The 21,072-nt window shown below is 69.6% G+C and carries 18 protein-coding genes; 15 read left to right on the top strand and 3 right to left on the bottom strand.

The features are described from left to right. Positions 1 to 2: 2 nt before the first annotated feature. Positions 3 to 1,556 carry a pyridoxal phosphate-dependent aminotransferase family protein gene (locus tag D7X55_RS15245; protein ID WP_120550427.1) on the bottom strand — a complete coding sequence of 518 codons (1,554 nt, stop codon included), beginning with the start codon at positions 1,554 to 1,556 and terminating at the stop codon, positions 3 to 5. Between the two features lie 431 nt (positions 1,557 to 1,987). On the opposite strand from D7X55_RS15245, the gene D7X55_RS15240 reads away from it, so the two are divergent. From D7X55_RS15240 to D7X55_RS15220, 5 genes are all read left to right on the top strand, one after another. Beyond that, positions 1,988 to 4,459: an RND family transporter gene (locus D7X55_RS15240; RefSeq protein WP_120550453.1), complete on the top strand. Its 2,472-nt coding sequence runs from the start codon at positions 1,988 to 1,990 to the stop codon at positions 4,457 to 4,459. Next, positions 4,456 to 5,436, top strand: a complete 981-nt coding sequence (locus D7X55_RS15235) for a phosphatase PAP2 family protein (RefSeq protein WP_199746976.1) — start codon at positions 4,456 to 4,458, stop codon at positions 5,434 to 5,436. Before D7X55_RS15240 ends, D7X55_RS15235 begins: the two co-directional genes overlap by 4 nt. A 64-nt stretch (positions 5,437 to 5,500) precedes the next feature. Further along, positions 5,501 to 6,700 (top strand): aminotransferase class I/II-fold pyridoxal phosphate-dependent enzyme, encoded by a 1,200-nt coding sequence (locus tag D7X55_RS15230; protein ID WP_121723415.1) that lies wholly within the window; start codon positions 5,501 to 5,503, stop codon positions 6,698 to 6,700. Between the two features lie 16 nt (positions 6,701 to 6,716). After that, complete coding sequence (locus D7X55_RS15225) at positions 6,717 to 7,439, top strand: class I SAM-dependent methyltransferase (RefSeq protein WP_120550429.1); 723 nt, start codon at positions 6,717 to 6,719, stop codon at positions 7,437 to 7,439. A 20-nt stretch (positions 7,440 to 7,459) separates the two neighbouring features. Next, positions 7,460 to 8,434 carry a hydroxymethylglutaryl-CoA lyase gene (locus D7X55_RS15220; protein WP_120550430.1) on the top strand — a complete coding sequence of 325 codons (975 nt, stop codon included), beginning with the start codon at positions 7,460 to 7,462 and terminating at the stop codon, positions 8,432 to 8,434. A gap of 10 nt (positions 8,435 to 8,444) precedes the next feature. Here D7X55_RS15220 and D7X55_RS15215 read toward each other — a convergent pair whose 3' ends face one another. Next, a complete protein-coding gene (locus tag D7X55_RS15215) occupies positions 8,445 to 10,421 on the bottom strand; it encodes a TIM44-like domain-containing protein (protein WP_120550431.1) in 1,977 nt (658 codons plus the stop codon). 104 nt (positions 10,422 to 10,525) lie between these two features. Here D7X55_RS15215 and D7X55_RS15210 point away from each other — a divergent pair, with 104 nt between their 5' ends. Next, entirely contained in the window at positions 10,526 to 11,302 is a 777-nt protein-coding gene (locus D7X55_RS15210) for an enoyl-CoA hydratase-related protein (protein ID WP_121723414.1), read from the top strand. An 84-nt stretch (positions 11,303 to 11,386) separates the two neighbouring features. Here the strand turns inward: D7X55_RS15210 and D7X55_RS15205 are convergent, their stop codons facing one another. Continuing rightward, on the bottom strand, positions 11,387 to 11,767 hold the full coding sequence (locus D7X55_RS15205; protein WP_120550433.1) for a YtxH domain-containing protein: 381 nt from the start codon (positions 11,765 to 11,767) through the stop codon (positions 11,387 to 11,389). A 218-nt stretch (positions 11,768 to 11,985) separates the two neighbouring features. On the opposite strand from D7X55_RS15205, the gene D7X55_RS15200 reads away from it, so the two are divergent. From D7X55_RS15200 to D7X55_RS15160, 9 genes are all read left to right on the top strand, one after another. Continuing rightward, on the top strand, positions 11,986 to 13,515 hold the full coding sequence (locus tag D7X55_RS15200; RefSeq protein ID WP_121723413.1) for an acyl-CoA carboxylase subunit beta: 1,530 nt from the start codon (positions 11,986 to 11,988) through the stop codon (positions 13,513 to 13,515). 43 nt (positions 13,516 to 13,558) lie between these two features. Then, positions 13,559 to 14,704: an acyl-CoA dehydrogenase family protein gene (locus tag D7X55_RS15195; RefSeq protein ID WP_120550435.1), complete on the top strand. Its 1,146-nt coding sequence runs from the start codon at positions 13,559 to 13,561 to the stop codon at positions 14,702 to 14,704. Next, entirely contained in the window at positions 14,704 to 15,567 is an 864-nt protein-coding gene (locus tag D7X55_RS15190; protein WP_199746975.1) for a hypothetical protein, read from the top strand. Before D7X55_RS15195 ends, D7X55_RS15190 begins: the two co-directional genes overlap by 1 nt. A gap of 14 nt (positions 15,568 to 15,581) precedes the next feature. Next, positions 15,582 to 16,355 (top strand): ribonuclease III, encoded by a 774-nt coding sequence (gene rnc / locus D7X55_RS15185; RefSeq protein WP_199746977.1) that lies wholly within the window; start codon positions 15,582 to 15,584, stop codon positions 16,353 to 16,355. Positions 16,356 to 16,422: 67 nt separating this feature from the next. Beyond that, entirely contained in the window at positions 16,423 to 17,076 is a 654-nt protein-coding gene (locus D7X55_RS15180) for a peptidylprolyl isomerase (protein ID WP_121723412.1), read from the top strand. Further along, positions 17,073 to 17,630, top strand: a complete 558-nt coding sequence (locus D7X55_RS15175; RefSeq protein ID WP_120550439.1) for a peptidylprolyl isomerase — start codon at positions 17,073 to 17,075, stop codon at positions 17,628 to 17,630. The genes D7X55_RS15180 and D7X55_RS15175 overlap by 4 nt, the downstream gene beginning before the upstream one ends. 90 nt (positions 17,631 to 17,720) lie before the next feature. Beyond that, positions 17,721 to 18,674, top strand: coding sequence for a GTPase Era (gene era / locus D7X55_RS15170; protein ID WP_120550440.1), 954 nt, complete (start codon positions 17,721 to 17,723; stop codon positions 18,672 to 18,674). 70 nt (positions 18,675 to 18,744) lie between these two features. Next, positions 18,745 to 20,154 (top strand): ribosome biogenesis GTPase Der, encoded by a 1,410-nt coding sequence (gene der, locus D7X55_RS15165; RefSeq protein ID WP_120550441.1) that lies wholly within the window; start codon positions 18,745 to 18,747, stop codon positions 20,152 to 20,154. A 95-nt stretch (positions 20,155 to 20,249) separates the two neighbouring features. Next, positions 20,250 to 21,059 carry a tol-pal system YbgF family protein gene (locus D7X55_RS15160; protein WP_370450193.1) on the top strand — a complete coding sequence of 270 codons (810 nt, stop codon included), beginning with the start codon at positions 20,250 to 20,252 and terminating at the stop codon, positions 21,057 to 21,059. The last annotated feature ends 13 nt before the right edge of the window (positions 21,060 to 21,072 follow it).

The raw sequence follows: 21,072 nt of genomic DNA, 5'->3' as shown, positions 1-21,072 counted from the left end.
GCTCAGTTCCTTTCGGCCTGGTTGCCGTCGGAACCGTCGCTGCCGTTGCGCATGAACAGCTGGGCGCCCTTCTCCAGGAGCACGCCCCCCAGCTCGCTGCGCTTCTCCCACAGCTTCTTGGGCGCGCCGCCCAGCCGCCGCAGGTCGTCCGGCTGCAGGTTCGCCGCGCGCCAGGTCAGCTGCTCCACCGCGTCGAAGAACTTCCCGGCCATCTCCCGCGACGACATCTTCGACAGCTGATCCAGGCTGAAGCCCTTGTCCGCGAGCAGGCCCGCGCTGCCCGCCGCCCACGTCTCGCTCGCCTTGTTGCTGCGCACCGCGCTGCCCGGCCGGGCGATCTTCACCGGCTCGTACACCGTGGGGCGCGTCTCCGGGATGACGTTGAGCTTGCGGCCGATCTTCTCGAACGTGTCCAGCACCTGGTCCAGCTGCGCGTCCGTGTGCGTGGCCATGTAGCTGGTGCGGATCAGCGCGTGGCCCGCCTCCACCGCCGGCGGAATGACGGGGTTGGCGAACACGCCCGCCTCGTGCAGCGCGCGCCAGAAGCGGAAGCACTTCACCTGGTCGCCAATGTGCACCGGCACCACCGGCGTCACCGACACGCCCGTGTCGAAGCCCATGGCGCGGAAGCCGTTGTGCATCTTCTCCGCGATGTCCAGCAGCCGCGCGCGGCGCTGCGGCTCCGCCTCGATGATCTCCGTGGCCTTGAGCGCCGCCGCGATGGACGCGGGCGTCATGGACGCGGAGAAGATGACGGAGCGCGCCTTGTGGCGGATGTAGTTGATGACCTCGAAGGGCCCGGCCAGCACGCCGCCCAGCGACGCGAAGCTCTTGGAGAACGTGCCCATCACCAGGTCCACGTCCTTCTCCAGGCCGAAGTACTCGGAGGTGCCCCGGCCCAGCTCGCCCAGCACGCCCATGGCGTGGGCGTCATCCGTCATCACGCGGGCGTTGTACTGCTTGGACAGCTCCACGATGCGGGGCAGGTTGCAGACGTCGCCCTCCATGGAGAACACGCCGTCCGTGACGATGATCTTCCCGGCGCCCGGCTCCGCAGCGGCCAGCAGCTGCTCCAGGTGATCCATGTCGTTGTGGCGGAACTTGCGCTCCGTCGCGAAGGACAGGCGCACGCCGTCCACCAGCGACGCGTGGTTCGCGCGGTCGCTGAACACGATGTCGTGACGGCCCAGGATGGACGCCAGCGCCAGGTTCGTCTGGAACCCGGTGGAGATGACGATGGCCGCCTCGCGGTTGAGGAACTTCGCCAGCCGCGCCTCCAGCTCCTCATGGAGCGCCAGCGTGCCGTTGAGCAGGCGCGAGCCGGAGCACGTGGTGCCGAACTTCTCCGTGGCCTTGATGGCCGCTTCCTTCACGCGCGGATCCGCGGACAGGCCCAGGTAGTTGTTCGAGCCCACCATGATGACCCGCCGCCCCTCGATCTCCACCTCCGTGGCGCCGTGCGACGCCTCGATGGCCCGGAAGTACGGGTACAGGCCGGTGGCCTTGGCGATGCGGTAGTCCTTCCAGGTACGGCACTTGTCGAACACGTCGCTCATGGTGGTCTTTCTTACGCGTCGGGGGTGTGATCCGAGCCGCTTTCCATGTGCAGGGCGCGTTCCAGGTTCGGATGGGCCCGGCCGCGTGAACACCCAGGGGGTACGACGCGAGGGGGTCAATAAAGAGGGAAATCCGCACTGTCAAGGCGGGGACGGTTCCATCGCAGCCGGTGTGGGACATCCGTGTCAGGGCGCGCCTTGACAGTCATGCCGCATTGGTGGCACGCCCCGCGCCCGGACCTGCGTTCGCCAGTGGATGCTCCAGCACCCAGGGCGCACATGGGTTCACATGGGGAATGGGTCGCAAGGGGCCGTCTGTTCCGGGGGCCTGGATCATGGCCGGCTTATTGCTGTGTCGGCCGATGTCAGAGGAGCAGACGGTGTCCCAAGCACGACGGCAGCGGTGGTTCGAGGGCTTCATCCAGGCAGCGATGTCGCGCCCCTGGCAGGTGCTGCTCGCCGTCGCGCTGGTGACGGCCGCGGCGGGCTTCTTCGCCTCCCGGCTGGAGTTCCGCGGCTCCTTCGTGGAGCTCCTCCCGGAGGGTGCCCCCGAGGTTCGCGATCTGACACGCGTGTCAGAGAAGGCGGGTGGGGACGGCTACCTGGTCATCATGGCCAAGGGCACCGCCCCGGAGGCCCTCAAGGCCTACGCCACGGAGTTCCAGAAGCGCCTGGAGGCCCTGCCCACGGTCCGCTACGTGGAGCACCACTATGACGTGGCCTTCTTCCGCCGCCACGGCCTGCTGCTCCTGCCCACGGCGGAGGTCGCCTCCCTGCGTCAGGACCTGGAGGCCCGCGTCCGCTACGAGCGCGAGCGCGCGAGCCCCCTCTTCGTGGACCTGGAGACGGAGGCGGCGCCGCCCACCTTCGAGGAGATCGCGAAGAAGCACACCCCGGACACGACGGCGCTGCCGGAGACGCTGGCGAACAAGGAGGGCACCGAGGTCTACCTGATGATCAAGCCGTCGGGGACGGCGGGGGACCTGGCGTTCGCGCGCGAGTTCGTGGCGTCGGTGTTCGACACCGGCCGGAAGCTGGCGGCGGAGAAGTACCCGGGCGTGACGCTGGAGGCGACGGGCAACTTCCAGAACCGCATCGAAGAGGACGCGGTGATGCGCCGCGACCTGTCCAACGCGGGCATGCTGTCCGCGCTCATCGCGGTAGGCCTCATCCTGCTGGCCACCCGGCGCATCTCCGCGCTGGCGGTGGTGGGCGTGCCGGTGATGGTGGGCCTGGTGCTGACGTTCGCGTTCGCGCAGGGCGCCATCGGCCACCTCAACATCGTGACGGGCTTCCTCGTCGCCATCCTCATCGGCCTGGGCATCGAGTACGGCGTCCACCTGGCCATGCGCTACTGGGAGGAGCGCGAGCAGCTCGGCGTGAAGGACGCGCTGACGGCGGCGGTGCGCGGCACCTTCAGCGGGGCGCTCACGTCCGCCTTCACCAACGCGGCGGCGTTCTTCGTGCTGGTGCTGGCGCAGTTCCACGCCTTCCAGCAGTTCGGCCTGCTCGCGGGCGTGGGCGTGCTGATGGCGGTGCTGTCCGCGTACGCGCTGGGCCCGTCGCTGCTCGCCATCGCGGAGCGCATCCGCCCCTTCCGCCGTGACACGGCTGTCCCGGCCTCCGCGCAGGCCGCGGCCCCGGTGCCGGCCCCGGCCCCCGCGAAGGAGTGGCGGCGCTGGCCCACGGGCGTCATCGTCGCGGTGGCGCTGTCGGTGGTGGGCTTCGCGGCGTACTCGGTGGGCATCGCGCCCCGGCTGGGCTTCGAGACCAACCTGCGCAACCTGAAGGGTGACTCGCCCGCGTCGCGCCTGGACGACCACATCACCGAGCAGATTGGCGCGCCGCTCAACCCGGCCATCCTCGCGGTGGACACGCTGGACGAGGTGCGCACGGTGGAGGCCGTCATCGCCCAGGTGAAGGCGAAGAACGGCGCGGACTCCGTGTTCCTGCGCACTGCGTCGTTGAGCGACCTGGTGCCCTCCGACGTGGCGGGCCACGAGGCGGAGATGGGCCGCATCCGGGCGCTGCTGGACGGACTGCCGAAGTCCGCCCAGGAAGATCCGCGCGTGAAGGACCTGCGGGAGATGGTGGACGCGAAGCCCTACGGGCTGGATCAGCTGCCGGTGGAGGCGCGCCGCCGCTTCGAGGCGCTGGACGGCAAGGGGATGTTCCTCCTGCTGTTCCCGTCCGTGTCCAACTACGACACGAAGGACCTGCACCGCTGGGCGGCGCAGCTGGATGAGGTGGTGGCCGGGGCGAAGGCGAAGGGCGTGGACCTGGCGGTGCTGGACAGCAACCGCATCGCCGCGCGCATCTTCTCGCTGGTGCGCGGGGACGGGCCGTTCATCCTCTGGGCGGCGGCGGCGGTGGTGTTCCTGGTCATCCTGGCCAGCCTGCGCAGCTTCAAGCGCGCGCTGCTGGTGGCGGGCCCGCTGTTCCTGGGCATGACGTGCCTGGCGGGCGGCATGTACCTCTTCGACGTCCAGCTGAACTTCATCAACGCGGTGGTGCTGCCCAACCTCTTGGCCATCGCGGTGGACAACTCGGTGCACCTGTTCCACCGGTACGAGGAGGAGGGCCCCGGGTCGCTGGGCCGGGTGGTGCGCAGCACCGGCTTCGCGGCGGTGGTGGCCACCCTGTCCAACGCGGCGGGCTACGGAGCGCTCCTCGTGGCGAACCACCAGGGCTTGCGCAGCATCGGACAGATTGCCCTACTGGGGGTCGTGAGCACCTTTCTGGGAACGACGGTGTTCTTCCCGGCGATGCTGGCGCTGTTGGAGCGGTGGAAGGGGCGGCGGTCCGCGGTGGCGCCGGAGACGGGCGCGGTGGTGCGGAGCCTCAATCTCGGGGGGGCCGGCGAGCTGCCGGCCGAGTCGCCGGGGGAGCGCAAATCGGCGTGAGCATCTGGTCATTCAGCGAAGGCCGCGTGCGGCCCGTCGTGACGTCGTCGAACGAAGCGCTCGTGCGCCTGCGGCAGGTGGACCTCGTCCTCATGGTGGCCTGCTCGGTGGCCGCCCTGGTGTGCGTGGGCCCGGCCCGCTGGGCGCCGCACTCCGGCCGCAACGCGCTGCTCTTCCTCTTCTTCGCGCTGGGCCTGCCGCTCATGCGCATCCTGGAGGCGCGCTTCCCGCGTCAGACGCTCCTGGCCATCATCGCGGACTTCTGGCTCCTGCCGGTGTCGGCGCTGGCCCACGGGTGGCTGGGTCCCATCGTGGACTGGGTGAACCCGCTGGTGAAGGACGCCCAGCTCATCGCGGTGGATCAGAAGCTGTTCGGCTTCCAGACCGCGGTGGCGCTGGCGCACGTGATTCCGCCCTGGGCCAACGACGTGCTGATGCTCTGCTACTACGGGCACTTCATGTGGCCGCTGCTCTTGGGCGTCTACCTGTACGCCCGGGGCAGGGGGTCCACGCCCGCCTTCGACGAGTACCTGCTGGGTCTGGGCCTGCTGCTCGGCTTCAACTACGCGGCCTACTCGCTGGTGCCCGCGGTGGGGCCCCGGTACTTCCTCATCGGGTCGTTCGACAGCCCGGCCACCCAGGGGTGGATCCTCACGCCGCTGCTCGAGTCCATGATGCGCACGCCGATGTACACCCGGGACTGCTTCCCGTCCGGGCACACCGGGGTGATGCTGGTGGTGCTCTTCTACGCGTTCCGGTTCGCGCGGCGCTTCTTCTGGGTGATGCTGTTCCCGGGCATGGGGCTCATCTTCGCGACCCTGGCGGGCCGGTTCCACTACGCCATCGACCTCATCTGCGCGGTTCCCCTGGTGATGGTGGTGACGGGCCTGGCGCTGGCGCTGTCCCGGTCCGCCCGGCAGCGCGCGGTGGAACAGGGCGCGCGTTCCGTACCCGCGGACGCTATCGTCCGGCCCTGAACCGCCAGCCGGTCGCCCCGGAGTCCGGGGTGGACGTGCGCTGGCCTTTTCAGAGGCCTGACCCATGTCCCCCCGGCCCGTGCTCGCGCAGCGCGTCTCCCGCTTCGGCACCACCGTCTTCTCCGAGTTCAGCGCGCTCGCGCTGAAGCACCAGGCCGTGAACCTGGGGCAGGGCTTCCCGGACTTCGACGGGCCGGACGCCGTCAAGGAAGCCGCGTGGAAGGCCATCCAGGGCGGCGTCAACCAGTACGCCCCCGGCGTGGGCGCCAAGGACCTGCGCAACGCCATCGCGGAGCACGCGCAGCGCTTCTACGGCCACGCCGTGGATCCGGACACCATGGTCACCGTCACCAGCGGCGCGACGGAGGCCATCCTCGACGTCATCCTCGGCCTGGTGGATCCGGGCGACGAGGTGGTCGCCTTCGAGCCGTTCTACGACTCGTACGACGCCAACATCGCCTTCGTGGGCGCCACGCCGCGCTACGTGCCGCTGCGGCCGCCGGACGCCTCGCACACGACGTGGTGGTTCGACCGGGAGGAGGTGCGCGCCGCCTTCGGACCGAAGACGCGGCTGCTCATCCTCAACTCGCCGCACAACCCCACGGGCAAGGTCTTCACCCGCGAGGAGCTGGAGTTCCTGGGCAACCTCTGCGCCGAGCACGACGTGAAGGTGCTGGCGGACGAAGTCTACGAGCACATCGTCTTCGCGCCCGCGAAGCACCTCCGCGCCGCCACGGTTCCGGTGCTCGCGGACCGCACGGTGACGGTGAGCAGCGCGGGCAAGTCCTTCAGCCTGACGGGGTGGAAGATCGGCTGGATCATCGCGCCGCCGCCGCTGCGGGACGCCGTGCAGCGCGCGCACCAGTTCGTCACCTTCGCCACCGCGTCGCCGTTCCAGGCGGCCATGGCCGTGGCGCTGCGGCTGCCGGACAGCTACTTCCAGGAGCTGACGGCGCTCTACACCGCCAAGCGCGAGCGGCTGCTCACGGGCCTGCGCGCGGCGGGGCTCCAGGCCTTCTCACCGGAGGGCAGCTACTTCATCCTCGCGGACATCGCCGGCTACGGCTTCGCGGACGACGTGGCGTTCTGCCGGCACCTGGTGACGGAGGTGGGCGTCGCGGGCATCCCGCCCAGCGTCTTCTACGGCCCCGAGCACCGGCACCTGGGCCAGCGCTTCGCGCGCTTCGCCTTCTGCAAGACGGAAGGGGTGCTGGACGAGGCCGTGCGCCGGCTGCGCGAGAGGCTGCCCGCCCTCAAGCGCTGACGGGCCCACTCAAGCCGTGGGCGACGACTTCTTCGGAGAGCTGTACCTGCGCAGCACGCTGCCGTACCTCTCCGAGGCGGTGACGGCCCGGGAAGCGGAGTACCTGTCCCGGGCGTTCGCGGACGTGGAGGGGCCGGTGGCGGACCTGGGCTGCGGCCACGGCCGGCACGCGGCGCGGCTCAACACCGGAGGCGCGCTCGCCGGACGGGTGGTGGGCCTGGAGCTGGACGCGCTGTCCCTGCGCCTGCGCCGCCCCGGCTTCCCCGCGGTGCGGGGTGACCTGCGGGCGCTGCCCTTCCAGGACGCGTCCCTGGGGGGCGCCTACGCCTGGTACTCAACACTCTTCGCCTTCACGGACGCGGAGCACGTCCAGGTGCTGCGCGAGGTGTCACGGGCGCTCAAGCCCGGCGGACGGCTGGTGTTCCAGACGGTCCCCTACGAGCGGCTGGCCGGAAGTCCGGGCGCGTCGTTCCGCGAGCGGTTATCGGACGGGAGTCTCCTGGAGGAGGAGAGCCGCTTCGACGCGACGCGTGGCCGGGATGTCGGGCAGCGTCAGCTCACGTTGCCGGACGGTCGCGTCCTGCGAGCGGCGTACTCGCTTCGTTACTATCCTCTTGCGGAACTGAAGGGGCTGTTGGAAAGCACGGGCTTTTCGGTGGAGTGGGTGCACGGCGGCCTGGATTGCGGGCCGATGACACCCGAGTCGACCGACCTCATCGTGGGAGCCGGGCGCCTTTGACGGTACCCGGGACACGTCCAGTGGATCCGAAAGAGACATCGCGAACGCGGGTCGGCCTGCTGGGGCAACTGCCCCGCCGGGTCGACGTGTACGAGGTCGGCCCCCGCGACGGCCTGCAGAACGAGCTCCGCACGCTGCCCACCCGCGACAAGGCGCGCCTCATCAACGCCCTGGTCGCCGCGGGGGAGAAGCGCATCGAGGTGACGTCGTTCGTGTCACCCAAGTGGATCCCCCAGCTGGCGGACGCGGAAGAGCTGCTCAAGCTGGTGGGCCGCCGCCCCGGCGTCGTCTTCTCCGCGCTGGTGCCCAACCTGAAGGGCCTGGAGCGCGCGCAGGCGGCGGGCCTGGAGGAGGCCGCGGTGTTCATCTCCGCGTCGGAGGCCCACTCCAAGAAGAACATCAACAAGACCATCGCGGAGGCGCTGGCCGGCGCGAAGGAAGTCACCGCCGCCGCCCGCAAGGCAGGCATGCGCGTGCGCGGCTACCTGTCCACCGTGTGGGGCTGCCCCTACGAGGGCCACGTCCCGGTGGAGCGCGTGGTGGACATCTGCCGTCAGCTGGTGGACGCGGGCATCTACCAGCTGAGCCTGGGCGACACGATTGGCGTGGGCACGCCGCGTCAGACGGAAGAAATCCTGGCCGCGCTGCTCCAGCACATGCCGGTGGACACGCTGGCGCTGCACCTGCACGACACGCGAGGCACCGCGCTGGCCAACGCGCTCGTGGGCCTGTCCGCGGGCGTCACCACGTTCGACGCGAGCATCGGCGGACTGGGCGGCTGCCCCTACGCGCCGGGCGCGGCGGGCAACCTGGCGTCGGAGGACGTGGTGTTCATGCTGCACGGCATGGGCGTGGACACCGGCATCGACCTGGACAAGCTGGTCGAGGCCGGGGAGATCGCCCAGGAGCTCATCGGCCGGAAGCTCGCGGGGAAGTACCTCCAGGCCGCGCTCGGCGAGCGGGACAAGAAGGCCTCCCGCCGCGCGCAGACCTGAAGCCTTCCGCTCAGTGGTCCCCGAGGAGCGCCGGCAGCCGCTCCTCCAGGCCCAGGTGCTGGGCGGCGATCTGAAGCATCCGCCGCTCCTTGCGGTCGATGCGGCCGTCCACCAGGGCCATCTCCACGATGTGGCGCAGGAACACCTCCGCCTCCGGGCTGCCTCGTGGGACCAGGCGCTCGAAGAGCTGCGGCCCGGCGTTGAGGGCCATCTCCACGTTGGCCCACGACACGCTCCAGCGCTCCGCGCACAGCTTGAGCAGGCGGCGCTCGGCGTTGGAGACCTCGCCGTCCGCGGCGGCGATGGACGCCATCATGTAGAGCAGCCGCTCGCGCTCCTTCACGTCCGTCACCACCCGGTCGCCATCGCCGTTGCCGGTGTCCGTCACGGGCGGAGGCGCGACGGTGCCGCGCTCGGCCTGACGCCGCTGCTGGTAGCGCTCCGCCCGCGAGGTGGACTGCCGGGCGTGCTGGACGTTCCAGGACTCGAAGGGGAGGGCGGACGCGAGCACCCAGTCGCGCTCGCCGTTGCCCAGCACCGTGCCGCAGAACTCGCAGGTGTTGGCCGCGCTGTTCGTGGTGGGCGCGTTGCACTGCGGGCAGCGGTCCGTGGACATACCGGTGTCCGTGTTCGTCTTCGCTCCATGGCGGCGCAGCAGCGTGAAGACCCAGCGCTGCGGCACCGTGGGCAGGGCAGGCGGCTTCTCGTTCACCGGGCCCACGCCCATGCGGGCGCTCCAGCGGATTTCGACCTGCGCCTCGTCGAAGGACTCCGGGTGCACGTCCAGCGCGCGCACGTCCACCGCGCCCACCGCGCACTCCAGGAAGACGCGCCGGCGGCCCTGCTTCGCCAGCTGGCCCAGCTCCGCGTCCAGCTTCGTGATGGCGTCCGCGTTGGCGACCTTGGACAGGCGCTGCGTCTCGTTGCGGCTCTGCGCGTCGATCCACTTCCAGAAGAGCAGCGACGCGCGGTCCTCCAGCATCTCCAGGTTGAGCGCCGGGTCCACCTCGCGCGCCTGCATCAGGCCGTCCACCTGCTTGTGGTGGCGCACGTGCTCCACGCCCTGCGTGATTTCAGACAGCGTCCAGTCGTAGTTACCGGAGTTCACCACCGCGTTGCAGAACTCGCAGGTGTTGGACGCGCCGCCCTTGTAGGGCGCGCCGCAGTTGGGGCACTTGCCCTGGAACAGGTCCTCGCCAATGCGCGTCTGCGCGCCGGGCTTGCGCACGAAGGTCCACACCTCCGTGAACACCTCCGGGGCCACGCGGCTGGCGGCGGCCTGCGCCTGCGCGTCCGTCTGGTTCGCGGGCACGTCCGTGTCGCGGATGCTGGCGCGCACGCGCACGTGGATGCTGTCGTACCACTGCGTCTGGTGCAGGCCGATGAGCTGCACGTCCAGCACCTTCATGTCCGCCAACGCGTCGCGCACGCCCTGCGCCTGCATCAGCGCCAGCTGCACGTTGAAGCGCTGCCACGTCGCGTCCGACAGGAAGGGGCGCACCGGCGTCATGTCCCGCCGGAACCACGACTTCTGCAGCTCGAAGAAGAGCCAGCGCACCTTCTCCAGCGTGGGCTCCAGTTCGAAGGACGGGTCCTTGAGCTTCAGCGCGTTCACCCAGCCCTGCACGTCGCGGCCGGACACCTCCGTGCGCACCTCCGCCTCGCGCTGATCCAACGCGCGCCGGGTGGTGGCGTCCGGGTGCAGGTTGCGCTTGTAGAGCCAGTAGGCCACGCCGCCGATGATCAGCAGCGGGACGGTGACCTTCGGGTACAGGAAGAGCAGGCGGAGCAGGTCGAAGATCAACCAGAGGGGCAGGCCGTCGCCGCTGCCCCCGCCGCCGCCGCGGTCGCGTCCGGACGTGTAGTGCTCACCTCCGCCGCCGCGCGCCAGGGCCACGAGCGGCAGGGCGAGCACGAGCAGGGCGGACACGGTGAGCAGGCCGGGCAGCCACCGCCACGGGCGTTTCGTCGTTGAGCACGAAGGCATGGGCGAAATCCTATCCGTTTACGGCTTGCCAGACTGGGGAACAGGTTTCAGGCTGCGCGGCATTCACGCGGGCCGCCCACCGCGGCCCGTCACGGGGAGCGAAGATGCCGGAGTTCAAGGTCGAGGCCCGAGGCGCCATCGAGATCTGGACCATCGACGGGGAGAGCCGCCGCAACGCCATCAGCCGCGCGATGCACCAGGAGCTGGACGCGCTCGTGGCCCGCGTGTCCTCCAGCCGCGCCGTGCGCGCCGTCATCCTCACCGGCGCGGGGGACAAGGCCTTCTGCGCCGGCGCGGACCTCAAGGAGCGCACCACCATGTCGGAGGACGAGGTGCGCTCCTTCCTCAACGGCCTGCGCGTCACCCTGCGCTCCATCGAGAAGAGCGACTGCGTCTTCATCGCCGCCATCAACGGCGCGGCCTTCGGCGGCGGCACGGAGCTGGCCCTGGCGTGTGACCTGCGCGTGGCTTCCCCCGCCACGGAGATGGGCCTCACCGAAGTGAAGCTGGGCATCATCCCCGGCGGCGGCGGCACGCAGCGGCTGGCGCGGCTCATCGGCCCCGGGCGCGCCAAGGACCTCATCCTCACCGCCCGGCGCGTGAACGCGGCGGAGGCCTTCAGCATCGGCCTGGTCAACCGGCTGGCCCCGGAAGGGCACCTGCTGGAGGTCGCCTTCCAGCTGGCGGAGGCCGTGGTGGACAACGCCCCCGTGGCCGTGGCCACCGCGAAGCACGCCATCGACGAGGGCACCGGCCTGGAGCTGGACGACGCGCTGGCGCTGGAGCTCAAGAAGTACGAGGAGGTGCTCAAGACGGAGGACCGGCTGGAAGGGCTCCGCGCGTTCGCGGAGAAGCGTCCCCCTGTCTATAAAGGCCGCTGAGCCGTCCGAAAGCGACAGGGGCGGCAGGCCCGCGGTTGCCCGCGGACCGTGCTGCCCCTGCTTGTTCAACTCACATCAACAACTTCAGGCGCTGGCGGTCTTCTCACCGCCGATGTTCACGCCCTGCTTGTTGATGTAGCCCATCGCCTTGTCCTTGACGGTGGTGCGCAGCTCCGTGCCGCGGCTCGGGGCCATCAGCAGGGCCGCGACGCTGCCCACGGCGGCGCCCAGCAGGAACGCCCCCAGGCCACCCATGCCCGAGCGCGCCGGCTTGTACGTCGTCAATCCCACATAGCGCAGCGCGTCGTCCGGGTCGAAGTTGTCCCAGGACTTGCGGGCCACCTTGCCGGCCTTGTCCGCGTACTCAGGGAGCTGATCGAGCAGCTGGTGCGCCAGGAACTGCCGGTACAGCTTGCTCTTGGCCAAAGCCTTCGCCTGCCACGTCGCCTTCTTCGCTCTGAACATGGGTCCCTCCTGGGCCGGATGCCGTTTGACGGGGCGGTTCGTGGCCCGCCTGGGTGCACACCCCCCGTGCGACATGAAGGTAGGCAGGGAGGTTCCCGGCGACATCCCCCGGCGCGCCGCGCCGTGGACCCATGCGTCGTCCTTTGGACGGCACGGCTGGTGGTTCGACTGGCAAGAAGGCAGCCAGGCCAGGGGTTTCTTGGTATGGGACGACGGCCATGTCCTCAGATCAGAAACTGCTCGAGAAGATCGCCCAGGTGGAGAAGGGCGGCGCGCCCAAGTACCACGCGAAGAACTCGGAGACGGGCAAGCTCTTCGCCCGGGAGCGCATCCGGCTGCTCGTGGACGCGGACTCCTTCGTGGAGGACGGCAAGCTCGCCAACAACCTGGACGCGGAGCTGCCCTCCGACGGCGTCATCACCGGCGTCGCGCGCATCGACGGGCGCGCGGTGGCCATCATGGCCAACGACTCCACGGTGAAGGCCGGCAGCTGGGGCGCGCGAACGGTGGAGAAGATCCTCCGCATCCAGGAGACGGCGAAGGCGCTCCGGTGCCCGCTGCTCTATCTGGTGGACAGCGCGGGCGCGCGCATCACGGACCAGGTGGAGATGTTCCCCGGCCGCCGGGGCGCGGGCCGCATCTTCTACAACGAGGTCCACCTGTCGGGCTTCGTCCCGCAAATCTGTCTGCTCTTCGGCCCGTCCGCCGCCGGTGGCGCCTACATCCCCGCGTTCTGCGACCTGGTCATCATGGTGGAGGGCAACGCCTCCATGTACCTGGGCAGCCCGCGCATGGCGGAGATGGTCATCGGTGAGAAGGTCACGCTGGAGGAGATGGGCGGCGCGAGGATGCACTGCTCCGTGTCCGGCGTGGGCGACGTGCTGGTGAAGACCGAACAGGACGCCATCGCCGCCGCGAAGCAGTACCTGGCCTTCTTCCCGGAGAACTTCTCCAAGGCCCCGCCCCAGCTGCCGGTGATTGCCCCCAAGCACAGCGGCAAGCGCGTGGATGAAATCGTCCCGCCGGATCAGAACAAGCCCTTCGACATGCACGCGCTCATCGCGGAGCTCATCGACGAGGGCAGCTGGTTCGAGGTGAAGAAGCTGTTCGCGCAGGAAATCATCACCGGCCTGGCGCGCATTGGCGGCCGTCCGGTGGGCATCGTCGCGAACCAGCCCAAGTACAAGGGCGGGGTGCTCTTCGTGGACAGCGCGGACAAGGCGGCGCGGTTCATCTGGCTGTGTGACGCGTTCAACATCCCGCTGCTCTACCTGGCGGACGTGCCGGGCTTCATGATCGGCACCAAGGTGGAGCGCGCGGGCATCATCCGCGCGGGCGCGAAGATGATCTCCGCGGTGTCGGAGGCCAGCGTGCCGCGCATCTGCGTGGTGGTGCGCAAGGCGTACGGCGCCGGCCTCTACGCCATGAGCGGGCCCGGGTTCGCCCCGGAGGCCACGCTGGCGCTGCCCCAGGCGATGATCGCCGTGATGGGCCCGGAGGCGGCGGTGAACGCCGTCTACTTCAACAAGATTCAAGAGCTGCCGGAGGCCGAGCGGCCAGCCTTCGTCCAGAAGCTGCGCGACGAGTACAAGCAGGACGTGGACATCTTCAAGCTGGCCAGCGAGCTCATCATCGACGCCGTGGTCCCCGGCGACTCCCTGCGCGGGGAATTGATGCAGCGTTATTCACTTTATGCGGACCGGTTCCAGCCCCGTGCGGAGAAGAAGCACGGCGTCCACCCCGTCTGAAGTTCCCCCACCCGCATTCACGCTCTAGATTCCGCACCCGACCATGGACTTCGAACTTCCTGAAAGCCACCGCGCCCTGCAGGCCTCCCTCCGTGAATTCTGCGAACGCCGCGTGAAGCCGTACGCGCGCGAGTGGGACAAGGACGAGAAGTTCCCCATGGAGGTGGTGAAGGAGCTGGGGCAGCTGGGCGTGCTCGGCATGCTCGTCTCCGAGGAGTACGGCGGAGCGGCCATGGACTCGCTCGCCGTGGCGGTGGCCGTGGAGGAGATCGCCCGCTACGACGGGTCGCTCGCCCTCACGGTGGCCAGCCACAACGGCCTGGGCACCAGCCACGTGCGCGTGTTCGGCAACAAGGCGCAGCACCAGCGCTACCTGCCCAAGCTCGCCTCCGGTGAGTGGCTGGGCGCGTGGGGCCTCACCGAGCCGGGATCCGGTTCGGACGCGTCCGGCATGCGCACCACCGCCGTGAGGAAGGGCAACAAGTGGGTGCTCAACGGCGCGAAGATGTTCATCACCCAGGGCACCGTGGGTGACGTCTTCGTGGTCCTGGCGCTCACGTCGCCGGAGAAGCGCCAGAAGGGCATCACCGCCTTCGTCCTGGAGAAGGGCATCCCCGGCTTCAGCCAGCGCTCCATCCACGGCAAGCTGGGCATGCGCTCGTCGGACACGGCCGAGCTCATCCTGGAGAACGTGGAGGTCGGTGACGACGCCATCGTGGGCGAGGTCGACCGGGGCTTCATCGACACGCTGAAGATCCTGGACAAGGGCCGCATCACCATCGGTGCGCTGTCGGTGGGCCTCTTGCGCGGCGCGCTGGAGGAGTCCATCGCGTACTCCAAGGACCGCACCGCGTTCGGCCAGCCCATTGGCGAGTTCCAGGGCCTGCGCTGGATGATGGCGGACATGAAGACGGAGCTGGAGGCGGCGCGCCTGCTGGTGCACCGCGCGGCGCGGCTCGCGGACGCGGGGCAGCCGTACTCGCAGGAGGCCTCCATGGCGAAGCTGTTCGCGTCCGAGGCGGCCATGCGCGGGTGCAACAAGGCCGTGCAGATCCACGGCGGCTACGGCTACACGCGCGAGTTCCCCGTGGAGCGCTACCTGCGCGACGCCAAGCTCTGTGAGATTGGCGAGGGCACCAGCGAGATCCAGCGGACCATCATCGCCCGCGAGACCTTCAAAGGCGCCTGATGGATACCGCCCGCCTGCGTGAGCTGGGGCTCCAGGTCCGTGAGGAGCCGTCCGGCGTCGAAGTGGTGCTGGATCTAGAGGCCGCGTCCCTGGTGAATCCCATCACCCGGGACTTCATCACCGACGTCACCTTCCAGGTGTTGGGGGACCGGCTCATCCCCATCGCGCCGCCCGCGGTGGTGGGCATGACGCCCATCCTCCTGTCCGCCATCGACGCGGCGGAGGAGATGCAGGCGCTGTTGCTCGACACCTTCAGCGACCACGTCTTCCACCTGCAGCGCCGCTCGGAGGAGCTGCAGTTGCTGGGGCTCCCGGCGGACGTGGATCCGCGGTCCCTGGAGCTGTCCACGGACGTGCGGGAGGGGCAGCTCGCGGTGAAGCTGGTGGCGGACCGGCAGGGCAACTTCCGCATCGCGCAGGCCATCCGGGGTGGAGAGGAGCTGGCCACCGCCGCCGGGCACGTCATCGAGCTGTCGGAGTTCCGCGAGAAGGCCGCGCTGACGGGCTACCTGTCCGCGCTGCTCGGCGAGCCCGTGCCGCGCGCGCCGCAGATGGCGCCCGGCGCGGAGCCGGTGCGCTTCGTGGAGATCGTGGAGAAGTTCGGCCAGGAGGCGCTGGTGCCTCCGCGCAGCAGCCTGGAACTGCTCGCGCAGCTGCAGGTGGAGGGCAAGGCCTACCGCTTCGCCGCCGCGCGCATCGCCGGACGCACCTTCCGGGGGCTGCTCGCGGGCCCCCAGGGCAAGGTGTGGGCGGGCCGCTTCGAACTGGATGAGTTCCCGGGCGTGGTTCAGCTGGTGGCGGACCTGTTGAAGGTGGCTCCCGAGGCCGTGCGGCTCGTGGGCCCGGACGCCCCGCAGGAGTGAACCGCGTGGAGAAGATGACCCTGGCCGAGCGGGTGCAGGCCCTGGAGACGCGCCTGGGCGTGCAGTTCTCCAAGCGCGACCTGGCCCTGGAGGCACTGACGCACAAGACGTACGTCAACGAGAACCGCGACCAGAACCTCAAGGACAACCAGCGCCTGGAGTTCCTGGGCGACGCCGTGGTGGACCTGGCCGTGAGCCACCGGCTGATGGACCGCTGCCCCGGCGTCCCCGAGGGCGAGCTCACCAAGATGCGCGCCCGCATCGTCCACGAGGAGGGCCTGGCCCGCGTGGCCCGGAGCCTGCGCCTGGGCGAGCTGCTGCTCCTGGGCCGGGGCGAGTCCCAGTCCGGAGGCCGCGACAAGAACTCGCTGCTGGCGGACGCGATGGAGGCGGTGCTGGGCGCCGTCTACCTGAGCGGCGGCCTGGAGCCGGCGCTGGCGCTGGTGGACCGCGTCTTCGGGGAGCTGGTGGAGGAGGTGGCCTCCGGCGCGGGCCGCCTGGACTACAAGACGCTCCTCCAGGAGCTGGCCCACGAAAAGCTCAAGCTGTCCCCGCGCTACCGGGTGGTGGCGGAGACGGGCCCGGAGCACTCCAAGGTCTTCGAGGTGGAGGTGTGCATCGGGGAGTCCGTGTACGCCCGCGCCACCGGCCGGAACAAGAAGGAGGCCGAGCAGGCAGCCGCTCGCTCCACGCTGGAGCGCCTGAAGGCCGAGCCGGCTTCCGTGGCATCCCCGGCTGTCGTGGCCCCCGTCCCGGGAGGTCCTTCCCCGGACGACCCTCCGGCGTGAAAGCCCTTGGACGGGAAGGGGGGTGGGGGGTAGGGTCCGCGCCTTCCTGCCTTGGAGGCTGTCCCGTATGCACCGTCTTCTCGGTATCACCGTGGCGCTCGCCGCCGCCGTGGCGCTGGCCGCCGAGCCCGCCGCGGGCCCGTGGACGAAGAAGGTCCAGGCCGGCAAGGACGTCTGGGCGACCCTGAAGACGAACCAGGGCACCATCGTGCTCAAGCTCTTCTCCAAGGACGCGCCCAAGACGGTGGAGAACTTCGTGGGCCTGGCCACCGGCGAGAAGGCCTGGACGGACCCGGCGACGGGCAAGGAAGTGAAGGGCAAGCCGCTCTACAACGGCACCGTCTTCCACCGCGTCATCCCCAACTTCATGATCCAGGGCGGCGACCCCACCGGCACCGGCATGGGCGACCCGGGCTACCGCTTCGAGGACGAGTTCCAGAGCGGCCGGAGCTTCGACAAGCCGGGCATCCTGGCCATGGCCAACGCGGGCCCCAACTCCAACGGCAGCCAGTTCTTCATCACCACCTCCACGCCCACGCACCTCACCGGCCGCCACACCATCTTCGGCGAGGTCGTCACCGGCTACGACGTGGTGGAGAAGATTGGCCTGGTGCCGCGCAGCGCGCAGAACCGCCCGCAGACGCCCGTCATCCTGGAGAAGGTGACCCTGAGCGACAAGGCGCCCAAGGCGCCGGCCGCCAAGAAGGGCACCCCGCAATGAGCTTCATGGAACAGGCCCGCGCGGGCGTGGAGCTGTACGGCACCTTCAACACCACCGAGGGGCGCATCGTCGTGCGCCTGTTCTCCAAGGAGTCTCCCAGGACGGTGGAGAACTTCGTGGGGCTGGCCACGGGCGAGAAGACGTGGACGGACCCCATCACGTTCCAGCCCCAGCACGGCCGCCCGCTCTACGACGGGACGCTCTTCTTCCGCTGCATCAAGGACTTCATGATCCAGGGCGGGGACCCGACCAGCCGGGGCAACAACGGCCCGGGCTTCCGTTTCGAGGATGAGTTCCAGGGTGGCCGGCGTTTCGACAAGAAGGGCGTGCTGGCCATGGGCAACACCGGGCCCAACACCAACGGCAGTCAGTTCTTCATCACCGCGGCGCCGCAGCCCCATCTGGACAACCGGTACACCATCTTCGGCGAGGTGGTGGAGGGGCAGGACGTGGTGGACCGCATCGCCAATGAGCTTCCCAAGGATTCAAGCGACCGTCCCCGCAGGGACGTGCGCATCCAGACGTTGACCATCTCCACGGCGCGGCCGTCGTAAAGAAGCACCGTCCGCCGCCGTACCCTGGCAGTTCCCCCGGGGCCTTCCCGTCGTCGCAAGCCGGAAGGCCCACTGATCATCTCCGGAAGTATGGCCTCTCAGTCCCAGAAGAAGACCCCTCGCGCTGGCTTCGCCGCGCTCATCGGCCGGCCCAACGTGGGCAAGAGCACGCTGCTCAACGCGCTGACGGGCGAGAAGATCGCCATCGTCTCGCCCAAGCCGCAGACCACCCGCAACCGCATCCTGGGCGTGGTGACGCGCCCGGAAGGGCAGGTGGCGTTCATCGACACCCCCGGCATCCACCAGGCCAAGGGAGAGCTCAACCGCTACATGGTGGAGGCCGCCATCTCCGCGGCCGAGGAGGTGGACCTGGTCCTCTTCCTCATCGAGCCGCCCCAGGGCGAGACGCTGGACGTGACGCCGGGCAACCGCGCCATCCTCGAGCGGCTGCAGAAGGTGGGCAAGCCCACCTTCCTGGTCATCAACAAGATCGACTCCATCCCCAAGGCGAAGCTGCTGCCGCTCATTGCCCTGTACGGCCAGGAGTTCCCCTTCGCGGAGGTGGTGCCCATCTCCGCGCGGGAGAAGGACGGCGTGGAGCACCTGTTCCAGGTCGTGCTGGGACACCTGCCGGAAGGGGAGCCCATCTTCGCGGAGGACATGCTCACGGATCAGCAGGAGCGCGTCCTGGTCGCGGAGTACATCCGCGAGCAGGTGCTGCGTCACTGCCGCCAGGAGATTCCGTACTCCACCGCGGTGCTGGTGGACGTGTTCGATGAATCCGAGCGCGAGCCGCGCCCCGGCACGCCGCCGGGCCAGCTGGGCGGCCTCATCCGCATCGCGGCGTCCATCTACGTGGAGCGCGACAGCCAGAAGGCCATCCTGATTGGCAAGCAGGGGCAGATGCTGAAGCTCATTGGCACGGACGCGCGCAAGTCGGTGCAGCGCCTGCTGGGCGCGCACGTGTACCTGGACCTGCGCGTGCGCGTGGAGGCCCGCTGGAGCGAGCGCGCCGCGGGCCTGAGGAAGCTGGGTTACGAGTGATGTCGCCGCTGAAGTCCGTGCCGCTGACGTCGTTGCCTTCGAAGTCGTCGTCGCTGTCGAAAGAGATGCCATGAAGCCGCTGGTCGCCATTGTCGGTCGCCCCAACGTGGGCAAGAGCACGCTGTTCAACCGCCTGGTGGGCCGCCGCATCGCGCTCGTGCAGGACGAGCCGGGCGTCACCCGCGACCGGCACTACTCCGACGCGGAGTGGGAGGGCCGCGCCTTCACCCTCATCGACACGGGCGGCTTCGTCCCCGGTGAGAAGGACACGCTGCTCAAGCAGGTGCGCGAGCAGGCGCAGTTCGCCGTGGAGGAGTGCGACGTCATCATCTTCGTGGTGGACGCGCGCGCGGGCATGACGACGGCCGACGAGGCCGTGGCCAACTACCTGCGCAAGGCGGGCAAGCCCGTCGTCGTCGCGGCCAACAAGCTGGACAACGAGTCCGGGCAGATGCAGTCGCTGGCCGGCGAGTTCTTCCGCCTGGGCCTGGGCGACGTGAACGCCATGTCCGCCGAGCACAACCTGGGCATGGGCAGCCTGATGGACTCCGTCGTGTCCAAGCTCCCGGCGAAGCAGGAGGGCGAGGACTCGGAGGCGCCGCCGGACGACGGGAAGATCCGCGTGGCCATCATCGGCCGGCCCAACGTGGGCAAGAGCACCCTGGTCAACGCCATCCTCAAGGAGAAGCGCGTCGTCACCAGCGAGGTCGCCGGCACCACGCGTGACCCCATCGACTCGGAAGTCACGTACAAGGGCAACCAGCTCATCCTGACGGACACCGCGGGCATCCGGCGCAAGAAGACCATCGCGCACCAGGTGGAGCAGTACTCCGTCATCGCGGCGCTGAAGGTCCTGGAGCGCAGCGACGTGGCGGTGCTCCTGATGGATGCCACGGAGCCGGCGGTGGATCAGGACGCGAAGCTCGCGGGCCTGTCCATGGACCGGGGCCGCGCGCTGGTCATCGTCGTCAACAAGTGGGACCTCATCGCGGAGGACAAGCGCCGCCAGGAGGCCTTCCGCGAGGACCTCAAGATCGCCCTCAAGTTCGTGGGCTACGCGCCGGTCATCTTCACGTCCGCCCTGCACGGCTCCAAGGTGGAGAAGGTCGTGGACGTGGCGGTGGAGCTGGCCAAGCAGTTCCGCTTCCGGGCGCCCACCCCGCAGCTCAACAAGCTGCTGGACTACATGGTGGACAACAACCCGGCGCCCATCGTGAAGAGCAAGCCGCTGCGCCTGTACTACATCGCCCAGGTGGCGGCGGCCCCGCCGACCTTCACCCTCACCTGCAACGAACCGCAGGGGGTGCCGGACATGTACAAGCGGTACATCACCAACCAGATCCGCAAGACGTTCGACCTGCGGGTCCCCATCCGTCTGCTCTTCCGCGAGCGGCCAGGCAAGGCCAAGCGCGAGGCGCGCAAGAACCCGCACCTGGCGGGCAAGGGTGGAAAAGGCGGGAAGCGGGCAGGGCGCGACTGACCGCGCTCGTGCGTTGACACTCCCAGCGGGCGCTCTTTACAGTGCGCCGCTTTCCCAGAGCGAAGAGCACCGTCGAGCCGGAGAGAGGTCCCTTCATCGTGGCCCAGCAGAAGACCGAGAAGATTCGCCAGCAGGAACTTCGTCAGCCGGACGCCTTCCAGAAGGCGGGCGCGGACGCGCGGGACTGGCTGATGCAGCGCCAGAAGTTCCTCGCCATCGGCGCGGGCGTGCTGGTGCTGGGCGCGGTGGGCGTGGCCATCGCCAGCGAGGTGTCCAAGCGCGGCGAGGAGCAGGCCTCCATGGCCCTGGGCCAGGCGCTCACCGTCCTGGACCGCCCCGTGACGGGCGTGGACCCGGTGGACCCGTCCGCCACGGAGCCCCCGTTCGCCACGGTGCAGGCCCGTGACGAGGAGGTCGTGAAGCAGCTGGCCGCCTTCCGCAAGGAGCACGGCGGCACGCGCTCGGCGACCACGGCGGCCCTGCCGCAGGCCAAGGCCGAGTTCCGGCTGGGCAAGAACGACGACGCCCTGGCGTCCCTGGACACCTTCCTCAAGGGCGCCCCGGAGAACGACGCCCTGCGCGCCAGCGCCCTGGAAGGCCAGGGCTACGCCTACGAGGCCAAGGGCGACTACGCCAACGCCATCAGCTCCTTCGAGGCGATGGAGAAGGCGGACACCGGCGAGTACCTGGTCGGCATGGGCGCGTACCACAAGGCGCGCATGCTCATCCTCCAGGGCAAGAAGGACGAGGCCGCGCAGGTCCTCTCCAAGATTCCGACGGACCACCCGAACAGCGCCGCGGCCCGTCAGGCCACCGAGCGCATGGCGGTGCTGGCCGCGGAGGGCGTGAAGGTGCCCACGCCGGCGCCGCCCGCCGCGACCGCCACGGACGCGGGGCAGCCGTAAGCTCGCTCATGAC

The sequence above is a fragment of the Corallococcus sp. AB049A genome (genome assembly GCF_003668885.1).
Taxonomy (GTDB): Bacteria; Myxococcota; Myxococcia; order Myxococcales; family Myxococcaceae; genus Corallococcus; species Corallococcus interemptor.
This window is presented reverse-complemented; position numbering and strand designations above follow the sequence as displayed.